Genomic DNA, 14574 nt, shown 5'->3' with positions numbered 1-14574 from the left:
CACTTGAATCTGCCGCGGCGAAAGCGAAGGCCGTGCATTGCGGCACGGATGATTGCAAATCCATGATCCTGCTGGATTATCTTGTCCGCAAGGTCGTGGTCTATGAAGCGGGAGAAGCGAACGGCGTGGCGAGTATCAGGGGAACCGTTCGTCGTGACATCGCAGGCAGGCGGCTCGATTACCATTTCCTGAGCCATCGCGAACTTTACGGGCCGATGTGTGCGTTCAGCATCCGGTATCTGCAGAATATCAAGGCCCCCCAGAAGTTCGGCGATCCGCTTTATGCCGGTTTCGTACCCATGCAGATTTTTCTTGATGCGGTGGATATGGATTTTCGCGATGGTGGGCATTGCGCAGAACAACTCGCACCATTTTTCCTCAATACGAAAGCGGGCCAGCAGGTCCGCCACGATACGTTTGAATTCTGTATCAACGGGTATGAAAATCATCCCCGCCCGGTGGCCGCCTGCAACCTTATCGCGGATGACAAGGTTCCGTCCGACACGGGAGACCAACAGTAAAGCGAGATATCGGGGGACACTTCCTGCCTGGTACTCGATGACTGGTCTGCTTTTTCTCTTTGTACACTGAGCCGACCTTCCGCTCCTCCTCCCCAGAACTGCCTGTCACCCTGACAGAAACGGAACGTGCTGGAACACTCCGCATCCTTCTGGCGTTCACGCGATGGCCGTTGTCCGCAGGTCCGGATAATGCCTTTGCCTTCGGATGGAAACCATGTCGAAGCCCGTTCTTGTTGTCGGTGCGGGACCTGTCGGCCTGACCATGGCCGCTGGACTGGCCCGGTATGGCGCGCCCGTCAGGGTTGTTGACAGGCTGTCGGCACGTAACACCCGCTCCCGTGCGCTGGCCATCTGGCCCCGGACGCCTGAACTGCTTGACGCGGCGGGTTGCGCGGGGCGTTCGTGGCCAACGGGCTGCATGCGTAGGCCGTCATCTCAGATCGGTGTCCGTAGTCTGGCAGCATAACAATTACGCACACAACCATCCTGCAACGACAATAAGCCGACGGATCGCAGAAAGTCTGTTATCCGGTCAAGCGCGCGATATCAGTCAAGGAGCGACCCTTTTCTATTCGCCGATCAGTATGCCAAAGGAAGGAGATACCGGACTTTCCGGGTATGACATTCAGGGAGGACTTGAAACTGTGGATGGTGTACGGGACAGAAGCGGAAGACCCATTAAAAATTATGTTCCGAGTTGGGCACGACCAGGGCAATATGTGCGGATATTTAGTGTGCCCGAGCGTGAATTCAAGTTTTATCGAGAGTAAAGCCCATGCGGTATCTGTTCTTTCTTCTGACGTTCCTAATGACGCTCTCTGCCGCTTATGCAGGCACGCCTTCACAGATACCAGCAAGTGTTCCCATTCCATCGACATTCGAGGCGCTCAGGGAATCTGCTGTACGGGCCAAAGCGACATGGTGTAGGACGGATGACTGCAAAGCCATGATTCTTCTAGACTATCTCGTTCAGAACGTTGGACTTTATCTATCCAATGATGCAAACGGTGCCGCCAGCGTTCTGGTACCGCATGGACGTACCATTCGTGCGGATATGCGGCTTCAGAATAAACTACTCAACCATCGTGAACTCTATGCCCCTTTTTGCGCTTTTATTGTGAATTATCTTTCTGGTATAAATAAGCAGACAGGATCGAATGAGACTGCATATGCCAGCTTTGTTCCTGCACAGATCGCCTTGAGTGCGGTCGATATGGATATTCGCGATGGGGGGCATTGCGCGCAGCAGATCACGCCCTTTTTTGCCAGCAGACCAGATGATCGTGATTACGCGTTTAGTCTATGCATTGGAGGATATGAAAATCCTCATCGTCCTCAGTCTGCCTGCAATGTCATCAAGGAGAACGTGAAACCGGAAGAAAAGACGGTTCGTCCGTAAATTTTATTATTTATCAGGTATAACTTTATCTTAATTGAATATTTAGCGTTGGTCCGCTTTGCTCGCATCAAAATTCGATAGCGGACCGTTCGCTCTCCCCACAAAGTCACCTCCCGGCCTGACAGAAACGGAACGGTCTGGAACACTCCGCGCATCTCTGGCGTTAACGTGGCGGCTGCTGTCCATAGGTCCGGGCACTGGCTTTTGTGTGGACGAAAACCATGTCGAAGCCCGTTCTTGTTGTCGGTGCGGGACCTGTCGGCCTGACCATGGCCGCCGAACTGGCCCGGTATGGCGCGCCCGTCAGGGTTGTTGACAGGCTGCCGGCACGTAACACCCGCTCCCGCGCCCTGGCCATCTGGCCCCGGACGCTTGAACTGCTTGACGCGGCGGGTTGCGCGGGGGCGTTCGTGGCCACCGGGCTGCATGCGCAGGCCGTCAGTATCCATGCAGGCCGCAGGACGCTGGCCCGGATCCCGTTCGGGACGATCGCCTCCACCTTCAATTACCTGCTGATGATCCCGCAATCGGAAACCGAGCGGTTGCTGGAAGAGCATCTTGGCACGTCTGGCGGCACTGTCGAACGCGGGACGGAACTGACGGATTTTGTTGACGGCCCGGATGGCGTTTCCTGCACGCTGACCCATGCCGGGGGCGGGAAAGAGCGGGTGGAGGCGGCATGGCTGATCGGTTGCGATGGCGCGCATTCCTTTGTCCGCCGCAGGCTGGGCCAGGTTTTTGCCGGGGACACGCTTCCCATGGGTTTCGTCATTGCCGACGCGCATGTGGCGGGCCTGCCCGTCCCGCCCGATGAACCGGCGATTTTCTGGCACCCCGACGGGGCTGTCATGTTCTTTCCGATATCGCGCGACCGCCATCGCATCATAGCCGATCTGGGTCCGGTTCCGTTGCATATGCCGGATCTGGGGGAAATGCAGCGGATTGTCGACCGGCGCGGACCGGGCGGCGTCACCCTGTCCGATCCGGCGTGGCTGTCGGATTTCGGGGTGAATGAACGCATGGTCCGGCATTACCGCACGGGCCACGTGTTCCTGGCCGGTGATGCGGCGCATGTCCATAGTCCCGCCGGTGGCCAGGGCATGAATACCGGCATGCAGGATGCCTTCAACCTGGCGTGGAAACTGGCCCTTGTCATGCGGGGGGAAGCCGCGCCGTCCCTGCCTGACAGCTATGGTATCGAACGCAGTGGCGTGGCGCGGCGGATATTGTCGGATTCCGGCCACATGACGCGGATTGTCCTGCTGGAAAACCATCTGGCGCAGCGGGCGCGTAACCTTGTCGTACAGCAGGGTTTCCGCATTCCGGCCATCCGCCGCGCCGTGGCCGGCAGGCTGTCGGGAATCAGGATCGGCTATCCTGACAGCCCGCTCAATGTTGGTTCGGCCGGCGGGCTGCATGGCCCGGCACCGGGGCAGAGACTGGTTTTACGACAGGGCCGCGCAGCGGGCGGCCCGCCCCGCCTTGTCCTTGCGGCGCGGGACAGCGCCGAAGCGCGGGCCATCATCGCGCATCATCCGTCATTGCTTGCTGCCACGGCATGCCCGCCGCCGGATGAAAACGGCATCTGGCTGGTGCGGCCCGATGGCTATGTCGCCGCTGTCGCGCGGAATGGGAACGGGTCGGTCATCACGGCCGCCCTGGACAGGATGACATCGCAAGGATCATGAAAGATTTCGGGTGAAGCCTGTTTTTGGAAAGCCGCAGAGATTGCCTGAAAAGGCAACCCCTATAACCGATTGAAATAATAAAAGTTTTTGGTGAAGCTTTTTTCAAAAAGCTTCAAAGAACGCCACCTTTTTGAAAAAAGGCGGCACCCAAAAACTTTTATTATTTTTTATCAATGACTGGTTTTCAAACAGCCTCCCAGGAAATCTGGAAAAGGCGACCTGCTATCATCCCTGACCGCCCCATGCCGTGACAGGATCAGGGACAGCGGTTCTACGCCTACAGTTTCAACGTGTTCCGCAACGTCGCCACCGCTTCCGACGGGCGACCGGTCAGGGTGTCGCCGATTATGCCGGGAACCTGGCAGGTGCGGTTGAACCATGTCTTTTTCGAATTACGGACATCAGGGTTGGCCCGCAGCGCCATGTCGATCATCACGGTCTCAAGTTCGTCGATCTCCCGGCCGGACTGCTGGGACGCCTTGCAAAAGTTGCCCCTGACGGGTTCAACCTTTGCGATCAGGTGGATTGCCGGATGCCCGCGCTTGAGCGCGCTTGCATCGACATAATGGCCAAGCTTGTGGTCCTGGAAGATCTCGCCCCGGAAACCGGCTTTTGCATTTGTCTTTCCGACATACCAAGGCGTGAACGTGTTACCATGACAGGTGGAGAACACGTATATGCCAATGGCGCGGGGAAGGCCCGGGACCATGTCCTGCATTTCGTCCCAGAACGCCCGCAGGGCCTCGGCACTCGCCTCGCTCTGAACCCGCGGCGACCAGAACGGGCCATGCACCTCATACCGCATCACGTTATCCCTGCCAGCTATTGATGATCCACTACCCCCCGACGTTGCCGCCCCGGGAAGGCATCGCAGCCTGAAACGGCCCTGTCACCGTTCACGATAGTCCAGGACAAAACATAAGAAAATCATGGCTTCTGGCCGGACAGGCATGCATCAGCGGGCTGCTTCTGCCGTCGCCCCGGCGTGACGGGGGGCGTGTCGCCGGATGAACTGGCCTGCGCGGCCTTGCGCTGAAATACCCCGGCTGTACGGCGGGCAATGGCCTCCCCATGGCGGTCATGTTAGCGTGGGCGCGTGGATACGCCCTTCACCTGTGCCAATGACCGTTACCGCACCGACACCCGGCAGGGCTGCCCCCATGGCGCGGGGCAGGCACGGGGCAGCGTACTGCCCGCGCCGCTGGTGACGCGGCATGATACGGGCGATACGCTGTGGCTGGAATACGTGGCGGGCGGACCGGGCACGGTGTACTGGCTGATGTGGTACGACGCCACGGGCCGCCCGCGCGTGACATACAGCGCGGTGATGGATCATCCCAACCTGTGCATCATGCTGCGCGCGCTGGGCCACGGGCACGCCCTGCCCCCGCCGCCTGCGTCCTGACCCGTGCCGGGCGTGCCCGCGCTGGCCCCGGCGCGCGTTTGCTGATACCTGATGGCGATGGCTACCCATGCAACACGGCAGGCAGGACGGACAGGTTCCATGACATATCGCTTCCCCTTCATGCGGCATCTGGCACGGGGCGTGGTCCTTGGCGGCATCATGCTGCAGGGCGCGTGCGCGGCGGGTCATCATGCCCCGGCGCATGCATCGCGCGCCGGCATGGCCAATCCCGCCTCGGTCTACTGCCAGCAGCGCGGCGGGACGCTGGAAATGCGCCCTTCGCCACAGGGCGTGACCGGCTGGTGCCACCTGCCCGATGGCACGGTGATGGAGGAATGGGCGCTGTTCCGCCGGGACCATGCCACCGCCGCGCCGTGACATGCGGCCCGCATGCATGACCGGGACGACGGCCCTGCGCCACATGGTGCTGGCGGCGCTGCTGGGTCTTTGTGCGTGTGACGATGCGCTCATGGCCCGGCGCACGCCCCCGCCCACGGACTGCGCGCGCCGGGGCGGGACATGGCAGGTGAATGATGACCGGCATGCCGGCCTGTGCCGCCTGCCGCCCGGCGGGAAGGTTGCGGGGTGGACGATTGTGCCGCGCGGCCATTAAACCGTCATCTTGTGCCCTGATCTTTCCAAACTGATGCCCTACTGGCCGCGTTGCATGCCGTTATGAGACAGTCTGATCTTTCCTCCGTCCTTTCCGTCCTGCGCATTGCGCTGCGGCAGGGGACAATCATCGCAGGCGTGGTGGCGACCGTCACCCTGCCCGCCGTGGCGTCGGCGCGGCCATGGGGACCGGCATGGGGGCCGCCCCATCACCGGCACTACATGCGCCGTTATCCACCACCCCCGCCGCCGCCACCACCGCCCCCGCCCATGCGGATGGGCCGGTTTTACGGGCCGCCACCGCCGCCCCCACCCCCCATGATGCCGCCGCCACCCATGTGGTAGGATGCAACTTCCACGGGGGGTACGCCGTTTTTCCCCCCGGAACAGATGGAGGATAACGTGCCAGCCGTGCCCATGACCCGCCTGCCCCGTATCAGGGCTGCCTGCCGCCTGCTGCCCCTCATGCTGGGGCTTGCGCTGCCCCTGGCGGCCTGCACCCATGGCAAATTCGGGGAAGATTTCTGCATTTCATGCGCGGGTGAAGCCCATGCCGACGCAGGCGCCCCCGCCACGGATACGACAGGCGGCCGGAAGGGCGGCCCCGGCACATCCGCGCAGGCGGCGCGCAGCCAGGGACCGGCGGCCACGGGCACGTCGCACATGTAATGGCGTGGGGCGGATGGTCCACTTCCCCACAGGGGGGCGGCCCGCCGGGGTCACGGCAATGTGTCCGTGGCGACCATGACGGCGGCAAACCCATATCGCCGGACCACGTTTGCCCCATACCACCCCATTGGAAAACAGACAGGAGGACAGACAATGCGGCAATCCGTTTTCTGCGCCCTCCCGATCGTGACAGGGTTGGGAATGGCACTACCGGCGAATGCATATTCCGCCGATCCCGGCACACCGCAACAGGTCGCGGCGTGCAAGGTCGATGCCCTGCGGCTGTGTCCGCTGGACATACCGGATACAAGACTGGTCGAAGCCTGCATGCAACGCCGGATTGCCGATCTTTCACCTGCATGCCGGGACACCGTGCAGGGTAAATGACGCCGTCCCGCAAACTCCGGGGGCATGCCGTGGCACAGGCCCGGCCGCCCCGCCGACGTTCGGAGGCTCACATGAAAATCGCACGAAACCTTACCGGAAACATTTCCGACATGACCACCGCCATCGGTGATTTCCTGACCGGCGCGCAGGGCGACCGTTCGGGGGCGCTGTCGGTACTGAATGACATCCTTGGTCCCCTGCCCGCCCCGGATGAGCCAAGCATGCTGGAACATCGCGCGCAGGAACAGGGCATGCTGCCGCTGATCCGCACATGGCAGGAACGTGACAACACGTCGGTCGCGGATGAAAGCACCATCCATGCCCTGTTCAAGCCGGCGGAACTGCAACGCTTTTCCAGCCAGACCGGCCTGTCGGAACGCGCGGCGATGAATATCCTGCGTGATCTCCTGCCTTCGGCCATCCGCCACCGCGCCATCAATGCCCGTGCGGGCTGGCAGCAGCAGCAGATGGCCCGCACGGATGCCACCACCGGACAGCAGGTGGCTGGCGAATAACAAGCAAACCACGATAACGGCGGCGGCCCATGCGCCGCCCGCCAGACTGCCCGCCCGCCATGGGGTCCATCCCCCCGGCGCGGCGGGTTTTTTTACAGCCTGACCCGGAAACTCCCACCTGATCGCATAGCATGAAAATGTCGCCGGACCGGCTGCAATCGCCGTGCCCGCGACCATCCGGGCAGGCCCCGCCGCGGGGACCGGATCCGTTCATATCCTGCGCGCCAGGAAACAGGACGCATCATCTGTATTGATCATAAATACAATATCAGATGATCGCTCATCGGAAATCGTTTTCCCCTTATTGGTCAGCCGATCCCGGCTGTTCGATAATGATCCGCATGCCCCATGTTTTCCCACCATCAGCCGTTGTCAGCACGACCTGATAGGTTCCGTTATTGGGAATTATAATATGGTCAAGCGGGGTATCCGTTGATGGCCAGACGATATTCCTGTCATCATAATGTTTTAACGACACGGTCATCGGCACGACCGGCGCTGCCGTGATTCCGCTTATGATGGCTGCTTTCTGAATGTCCTTGGGCAGCAGCGTCTCGATCGCCCTGACATCGATGTCGCCGCCACGGTTGGAGGGCAGGCTGAGGATGGCGGAAATGCAGGTTTCGTATTCCCTGTAGCTTTCGCTCGTGCAGGGTGTCTGGACGGTCACGCTTGCCGGGGTGCCATCCGGCAGCTTCACGTCTGCCGCATACGCATGTCCAGCCAGCAGGAGCGCCGGAACAAGGACAAAAAAGCTTTTACTCATGGTACGAGACACCTTAACGGGAAATTCAGGCAAACCTTGCAATCCTGTCCAATACCCCAAATTCATGCCCCTGCACAGGACGGGCATGGGACCACGGGTTCATGACCGCCTGCCATGACGGCATGCGGATCCGGTATAACTTACGTTATTTTAATAATGCCGCACATGCCGTCAACCGGCGCGCTGTGCTACACGATCCGCCCTATATCACTGAGAAACATACATTAAATAACGATGATCGTCATTGCCAGATAAAAATCGGTGTCGTTACAATTTAAGAAAACCGCATGTTATCATGGCACGATACCATCAGGTCAGTTTATGACGTCATGTGCCCGACCACCATCGGAAAGTAGTCAAGAATACAAGATAATACGTCATATTAAGAAATGCAGAGTTCTATTGTTATGAAAAAATTTACGGTTGTGCCGCTCATGTTCCTGCTGGGCGGATGTTATGGCGTTGGCTCTCAAAGACTGGACCATGATCAACTTGACTACTCCCAGGCGCTGATCGGCTCTTCCAAACAACAGACACTCCTTAACGTGGTCCGTCTGCGATATGCCGACACACCGGGCTTTCTGGACACGACCCAGCTGATTTCCGGCTACCAGTTGCAGCGCAATATTTCCATCGGCGTTGGCTCGGATTCCACTCCGGTCCGGCCTGCCGGGGCGATCGGGGCGCAGATACAGGAAAGCCCGACCTTCACCTTCCAGCCCGTTACGGGGGATGCCTATGCGCAAAGTTTCCTGCGCCCGCTTCCCCCGGGCAGCCTGCTTCCGCTGGCCATGGGGGGACTGCCCATTGATATCCTGTTCCGCCTGTCGGTCCAGTCGGTCAACCTTATCAATAATGCGGGCGCCATAGGGGGCGATGTCGGGCGCGGGTCGCCTGAATTCTTCGAACTGATCTATGATCTGCGCCGGTTGCAGATTGCAGGACTTCTGGGCATACAACTTGAACATAGCGAGGAAATACCGGGCAAGACCCCGGCTTTTGACCGGGTGTTCCTTACGGTGTCATCGACGACCGACCCCCTTCTGGCCGACGTGGTGAAGTCAACACGACGTTTTTTTGAAATGGGCCCGAAGGATGAACGCGTGGAAGTCATATATGGGGCCGGAAGGCCACAACATGGCCAGATCAGGCTGCTTACCCGCACGATGCTTGGCGTATTGGGGCAGATTGCCTACCAGATCGATGTCCCGCAGGAAGATATTGATTCAGGGCGCACCCTGCCCAAGATCATTCTGATCGGGCGCAATACAAAGCCAACGGTTTTTGTTCACGTCAGTAATGAACGACCACGCCTTTCTTTTGTATCAATAAAATACAACAATAGATTCTACTATATCTCGGATACCGATTTTCCCAGCAAGCTCGGGTTTACAATGTTGCAGATATTGATGGAGCTTTCAAAAACCACCAAGAACCCGGGCGCCGTGCTGACCATACCGGTCAATGGGTGAATGGTACCAGTGTGTTGAATGACTGTTTCCAGCCGCCGCCGTCCTGGCCATTCATGACACACAGACAGACACCATGCTCCCCTGCCGACATGCAGGGGACAGGACGCGGCAGGGCGTGCGGGGCCGCCTAATAACCGACGGCCGCGCCATCCTTGCGGTGGTCGGATGCGCCGCGATACACGCCCGAATGCGGGTCGATCATGATTGCCTGGTAACCGCCCATACCCAGCCCGTTGCCCGTGCTGACATCATGCCCCATGGCCTGCAGCGCGGGGCCAACGGCCTGATACAGTTCAGATTCCAGCACGACATGATTGTTCTGCTGTGAATGGGAAAACCGTGCCGCGTCGGATGCGGCCTGCGGGTTGGCCCCAAGGTCGAGCATGTTTTCCAGCACCTGCAACTGTCCCTGTGCCTGCTGGTCGCCATACATCACGCCAAGGCTTAGGAACGGCCTGCCCCCCTTCAGCACGAAGCCGGGAATGATGGTATAGAATGGCCGCTTGCCCGGCGCGATGACGTTGGGGCTTTTTTCATCAAGGCTGAACTGCGCGCCGCGATTGTTCAGCAAAAAGCCGTAGCCGGGCACGGTTATGCCCGAACCGAATTCGTCATACACGCTGAATATCAGCGAGACGACATTCCCCTCGCGGTCAGCCGTGGTCAGGTACACGGTGCCCCCCACCGGGTCGCGATCCGCCGTAATGGCGGCGGCGTGGCGTGGGTCGATGCGGTGGCACTGCGACCTTGCATAGGCCTTGCCGGTCAGTTTCGCGGTCGGCACGGCAACGAAGTCCGGGTCGCCCACATACTGCCGCAGGTCGGCATAGGCGACTTTCTTCGCCTCGATCAGCAGGTGCCAGAACAGTGGGGAACGTGGCCCCTCCCCACGCGGGTTGATGCCCAGTTTCGGCCCGCACTGTTCAACGATATTCAGGGCCTCCAGCACGGCGACGCCCTGCGTGCTGGGTGGCATTTCATAAATGTCGTAGCCGCGATAGGACGTGGTCAGCGGCCTGACCCATTGTGGCCTGACCGTGCCAAAATCCGCGGGCGTGATTGTCCCGCCCAGCGCCTGCGATTTCTTTACGATGGCATCCGCGATCGGCCCCTTGTAGAAAGCATCCGCACCGCCGTTTTCCAGCAGGCGGAATGCCCTGGCCAGATCGGGATTGCGGAACACGCCATACAGGCCCGGCGGCCTGCCATGGGGCAGATAGGTGGCGGCCGTGTCGTGGTCTTTGGCCAGCAGGCTGGCATATTCCTCCCACTCGGCTTCCACGCGTTCGCTCACGCCAAAGCCATCTTCCGCCAGGCGGGCGGCAGGTTCCAGCGTATCCTTGAACGACATGGTGCCATAACGGGCGCGAATGGCGTCCCACCCGGCCACGGTGCCGGGCACGACGGCCGAATCAATGCCCGTGTACGGAACCGTCTTCAGCCCCCGGGCGCTAAAACGCCCCGGCGTGGCGCCGGATGGCGCGCGCCCGGCGGAATCCAGCGCGACAAGCCGGTGTTCCTTTGCCACCCATGCAATCATGAACAGGTCGCCCCCGATCCCGGCGGATTCCGGTTCGACCACGTTGATGGCGGCGGCGGTTGCAATCACGGCGTCAAAGGCATTGCCCCCGCGTTTAAGGATATCCAGCCCCACATCCGCCGCCAGCGGCTGGCTGGTCGCCACCATGCCGTGCGTGCCCAGCACTTCGGACCGTGTCTGCCCCGTCCAGCCATAGCCCCGGTCCCCACGCAGGGGATTGAACGGCACGGCAGCCTGCTTCGCCTGCGTCACAGATGCTGCATGGCCGTGCCCCGGCAACAGGGCCGTGCAGGCAAGCAGCAGCGCCGAAAACATGACGGATGGCCGCATCACGCCACCACCCCGCGCGCAACTGCCGCGCATGGGTGGCCGGGAACGAAAACCCGGCATGCCGGTGTTTGTGTGTGCAGGCATGTCCATACAACCTTTCAGCATCCGTGTGGGCAGTCGGGAAGGCATGCCCCGACCGGCTGCTACCGCCTATAATTCATTTTTGTTTAACAACGAAACCCCTGCCCCCGCATGCCGGAAACAGCCGGGTTCATGGTCATGGATCATCCCCGCCGCCTGCATCCAGGCATAGGCCGTGACCGGCCCGACAAAGCGGAAGCCGCGTGCGCGCAGCGCGGCGGACATGGCGTGCGACAGGGGCGATGACGCCTGCACCGGCCCGTGATTATGCACCGGTGCGTGGCCCACCATGCCCCATGCGAAGGTGGCAAGGTCCTCGCCGCGTTCACGCATGGCGACATAGGCGCGGGCGTTGCCAATGGTGGCGACAATCTTGGCGCGTGCGCGGATGATGCCCGGATCGGCCAGCAGGCGCGTGATGTCGGCATCCCCGAACCGGGCCACGCGGTCGGGGTCAAACCCGGCAAAGGCCCGGCGGAACCCCGCGCGCCGTTTCAGGATCGTGCGCCATGACAGCCCGGCCTGAAAACTTTCCAGCACCAGCATTTCCCATAACTGCCGGCTGTCATGCACCGGCTGGCCCCACTCCGCGTCGTGATACGCCATCATCATGGCATCGGCCTGCGCCCAGCGGCACCGTGGGCGGCCGGGGTCAGGTGACATGGCAGCCGTGTCTGGCGGCCCATCGCCCCTGTGTGGATCGGGCATGGATGGCATGGTGGTACTCCGTCGTCCTGTCCATCCGTTTATCATAGGGCACGCCCGTGCGCATGGGGCGCGGGGCTGTCCATCGGGGCGGGTTCCTGCCTGAACGCTGCGTGCGTTCGTCCCGCGCGGGCGATGATGTCCGCCACGCGCCTGCCCGTGGCAATATCCGCCATAATCCCGACAGTCCCGAAAGGACTGAATCCATGGTTTGCCGCCCTGTCCCGGCCACGCATAAAAAAACCGGGGCCGCATGATACGGCCCCGGTCGGGTCAGTCAGGGTATGATCGCGACCCTCAGTTCACATTATCCAGGGCATAGACTACCAGGTCATCGGTAACCGGCGTCATCATGAAGTGGTGGCCACCGGCCATGATGGCGACGTACTGCTTGCCCTTGTATTCATACGTCATGGGCGTTGCCTGTCCGCCACCGGGCAGGACATCGTTCCACACTTCCCTGCCGGTATGGATGTCGAAGGCATGGATCATGTTGTCCGTCGTCGCCGCGACAAAGATCAGGCCACCGGCGGTAATGACCGGGCCGCCATTGTTGGGCGTGCCGATGGTCAGCGGCAGGTGGGTCGGCAGGCCGAACGGACCGTTGGCGCGCGCACTGCCCAGCGGGTGCTGCCACAGCACCTTCTGCGTGTGCATGTCGATGGCGGTGATCATGCCATAGGGCGGACGGTTGCACATCATGCCCGTGTATTCATCCCAGAACGGCGAGACCACGATACCGTACGGCGTTTCCGCCATGGCCCCCGCCCCTTCGGCGCCGCCGCCGCCGGGCTTGTAGTTGGGGTCATCCACCGGCATCAGCCCCAGCTTGTCGGCCTTCTTGCGGCTGACCAGCTGGTCATACATGGGCGTGTTGTTCCAGTTGGCGATCAGGATGCCGGTCTTTTCATCATAGGCAACGCTGCCCCAGTCGGACCCGCCGTTATAGCCGGGATATTCCAGCCACGGCTTGTCAATGCTGGGCGGCGTGAACTCACCCACATAATGCGCGCGGCGGTATTTCAGGCGGCAGTACAGCTGGTCGATGGGGGACATGCCCCACATGTCGGCTTCCTTCAGCGGGGCGAAGCCCAGGCGCGGCATGCCGACCGACCAGGGCTGCGTCGGGGCGCGCGTATCCCCCGGCACCATGCCCGGCGATGGCGCGGGCCGTTCTTCCACCGGCAGCACCGGCTCACCCGTGCGGCGGTCCAGCACGAAGGTCTGGCCACGCTTGGTCGGCATGATCAGCGCGGGAACGCTGCTGCCATCAGGCTTGGTGAAATCCATGAGCGTCGGCTGCGACCCGATGTCGTAATCCCACACGTCCTTGTGCACGGTCTGGAACACCCAGCGCGGCTCGCCCGTTTTCACGTCGATGGCGACCACGGCGGAGGACACCTTGTTTTCTTCCGGCGACCGCATGGCGCTGTAGTAATCGGCAGCGGAGTTGCCGGTCGGCACGTAAACCAGCCCCAGCGCGTTGTCGCCAATCATCGCGGCCCAGGAATTGGGGGTGCCACGGCTGTAGTGCTCGCCTTCCTTCGGCTCGCCATGTTCATGCGGGCGGTTGACGTCCCATGCCCACAGGAAGCGCCCGGTTTCGGCGTCGTAGCCACGGATCACGCCCGACGGCGCCCAGCGGCGCTGGCCGTCCAGGATTTCCTGGTTGGTGATGATCGCGCCATTGACGATCGGCGGCGGCGCGGTTTCGGCCACGAAGCCGGGCACGGATTCACCCATCCCCTTCATCAGGTTGACCATGCCGTGCCAGCCAAAGCCTTCGCACACCTTGCCGTCCTCGCTGTCCACCTCGATCAGGCGTTCATCCAGCGTGGCTTCAAGGATGCGGTGGTGGCAGTGCTCGCCTTCGGGCACGGTGGAGGACGTGTAGTACACCACCGCCTTGCACGCCGCCGTGTACGGAATGCTGTCGTATTTCTCATTGGCGTGGAAGTGCCAGACTTCCTTGCCCGTGGCCGGGTCGATGCGCATCATGTCGTTCATGGCCGAACACATGTACAGCCCGTCCCCCACCTTGATCGGCGTGGTTTCGGCGGCCCACTTGTTCACCTGCCCCGGCGCGGGCTTGCTGCCGGTATGGTAGATGAACGCACGCTTCAGGTGGCTGACATTGGACGGCGTGATCTGGTCCAGCGGCGAGAAGCGGGTCGCTTTGTCATCACGGCCATAGCCGGGCCAGTCATCATGCGCGGGGTTGGCCGTGACCTGCTCGACCATTGGCGTGGCCTCGCTGGGTTCGGCGGGCGGCCCGTCGGGAATGTTGGCGGCGTTCACGCCCGGCGCCTGCGGCGCGTTGGGCGACGGCGGGGAAAACGCATCCGTCGGCGGGGTGGGCGTGCCGGGGGATACGGTGGCGTTGCCGTTGCCCGGCGGCTGGTCGGCGGGCGGCACCTGCGCCAGCGCGGTGACGCCGGCCGTCCCGGCGATGATGGTAGCACCCAGCAGCAGGGTGCGCAGCAT

17 protein-coding genes and 1 pseudogene are annotated in these 14574 nt (G+C 61.6%); 12 read left to right on the top strand and 6 right to left on the bottom strand.

Translation table 11 applies throughout. The annotated features are described in order from the left end of the window. Positions 1-62 precede the first annotated feature (62 nt). The 4 genes and pseudogenes from S101446_RS03160 to S101446_RS03145 all read left to right on the top strand — a co-directional run bounded on the left by S101446_RS03160 (position 63) and on the right by S101446_RS03145 (position 3608). Complete coding sequence (locus S101446_RS03160) at positions 63-521, top strand: hypothetical protein (protein WP_010508339.1); 459 nt, start codon at positions 63-65, stop codon at positions 519-521. A gap of 214 nt (positions 522-735) precedes the next feature. Next, a pseudogene (locus tag S101446_RS03155) lies at positions 736-944 on the top strand (FAD-dependent monooxygenase); the annotation flags it as partial. A gap of 523 nt (positions 945-1467) precedes the next feature. Further along, positions 1468-1920, top strand: a complete 453-nt coding sequence (locus S101446_RS03150) for a hypothetical protein (protein WP_087607579.1) — start codon at positions 1468-1470, stop codon at positions 1918-1920. Positions 1921-2141: 221 nt separating this feature from the next. Continuing rightward, positions 2142-3608: an FAD-dependent monooxygenase gene (locus tag S101446_RS03145; protein ID WP_087607578.1), complete on the top strand. Its 1467-nt coding sequence runs from the start codon at positions 2142-2144 to the stop codon at positions 3606-3608. 277 nt (positions 3609-3885) lie between these two features. Here S101446_RS03145 and S101446_RS03140 read toward each other — a convergent pair whose 3' ends face one another. After that, positions 3886-4413 (bottom strand): hypothetical protein, encoded by a 528-nt coding sequence (locus S101446_RS03140; protein WP_087607577.1) that lies wholly within the window; start codon positions 4411-4413, stop codon positions 3886-3888. A gap of 291 nt (positions 4414-4704) precedes the next feature. Between S101446_RS03140 and S101446_RS03135 the strand changes: the two genes are divergently transcribed. From S101446_RS03135 to S101446_RS03105, 7 genes are all read left to right on the top strand, one after another. Next, a complete protein-coding gene (locus tag S101446_RS03135; RefSeq protein ID WP_087607576.1) occupies positions 4705-5013 on the top strand; it encodes a hypothetical protein in 309 nt (102 codons plus the stop codon). A 99-nt stretch (positions 5014-5112) separates the two neighbouring features. Further along, entirely contained in the window at positions 5113-5391 is a 279-nt protein-coding gene (locus S101446_RS03130) for a putative hemolysin (protein WP_019085319.1), read from the top strand. A gap of 16 nt (positions 5392-5407) precedes the next feature. Further along, the gene (locus S101446_RS03125; protein WP_244184447.1) at positions 5408-5626 is read left to right on the top strand and encodes a hypothetical protein; all 219 of its coding nucleotides are present in this window, start codon (positions 5408-5410) and stop codon (positions 5624-5626) included. Positions 5627-5688: 62 nt separating this feature from the next. Continuing rightward, entirely contained in the window at positions 5689-5970 is a 282-nt protein-coding gene (locus tag S101446_RS03120) for a hypothetical protein (protein ID WP_081472590.1), read from the top strand. Between the two features lie 57 nt (positions 5971-6027). Continuing rightward, entirely contained in the window at positions 6028-6294 is a 267-nt protein-coding gene (locus tag S101446_RS03115; RefSeq protein WP_244184445.1) for a hypothetical protein, read from the top strand. A gap of 201 nt (positions 6295-6495) precedes the next feature. Then, a complete protein-coding gene (locus S101446_RS03110) occupies positions 6496-6681 on the top strand; it encodes a hypothetical protein (protein ID WP_019085322.1) in 186 nt (61 codons plus the stop codon). Positions 6682-6791: 110 nt separating this feature from the next. Then, a complete protein-coding gene (locus S101446_RS03105) occupies positions 6792-7196 on the top strand; it encodes a hypothetical protein (protein ID WP_231289865.1) in 405 nt (134 codons plus the stop codon). A gap of 301 nt (positions 7197-7497) precedes the next feature. Here the strand turns inward: S101446_RS03105 and S101446_RS03100 are convergent, their stop codons facing one another. Continuing rightward, on the bottom strand, positions 7498-7962 hold the full coding sequence (locus tag S101446_RS03100; RefSeq protein WP_010508327.1) for a hypothetical protein: 465 nt from the start codon (positions 7960-7962) through the stop codon (positions 7498-7500). 407 nt (positions 7963-8369) lie between these two features. Between S101446_RS03100 and S101446_RS03095 the strand changes: the two genes are divergently transcribed. Further along, positions 8370-9434, top strand: coding sequence for a hypothetical protein (locus S101446_RS03095; RefSeq protein WP_010508326.1), 1065 nt, complete (start codon positions 8370-8372; stop codon positions 9432-9434). A 127-nt stretch (positions 9435-9561) separates the two neighbouring features. Here the strand turns inward: S101446_RS03095 and ggt are convergent, their stop codons facing one another. From ggt to S101446_RS03075, 4 genes are all read right to left on the bottom strand, one after another. Further along, on the bottom strand, positions 9562-11388 hold the full coding sequence (ggt, locus tag S101446_RS03090) for a gamma-glutamyltransferase (protein WP_244184442.1): 1827 nt from the start codon (positions 11386-11388) through the stop codon (positions 9562-9564). Between the two features lie 66 nt (positions 11389-11454). Continuing rightward, positions 11455-12102, bottom strand: a complete 648-nt coding sequence (locus tag S101446_RS03085) for a DNA-3-methyladenine glycosylase I (protein WP_087607573.1) — start codon at positions 12100-12102, stop codon at positions 11455-11457. Positions 12103-12134: 32 nt separating this feature from the next. Further along, on the bottom strand, positions 12135-12266 hold the full coding sequence (locus tag S101446_RS18590; RefSeq protein ID WP_279629051.1) for a hypothetical protein: 132 nt from the start codon (positions 12264-12266) through the stop codon (positions 12135-12137). Between the two features lie 121 nt (positions 12267-12387). Then, complete coding sequence (locus tag S101446_RS03075; protein ID WP_087607571.1) at positions 12388-14574, bottom strand: pyrroloquinoline quinone-dependent dehydrogenase; 2187 nt, start codon at positions 14572-14574, stop codon at positions 12388-12390.

Source organism: Komagataeibacter europaeus (assembly GCF_002173515.1).
Classification (GTDB): Bacteria; Pseudomonadota; Alphaproteobacteria; order Acetobacterales; family Acetobacteraceae; genus Komagataeibacter; species Komagataeibacter europaeus.
The sequence above is the reverse complement of the archived record's forward strand: the minus strand, read 5'-3'. Positions and strand labels throughout refer to the sequence as shown.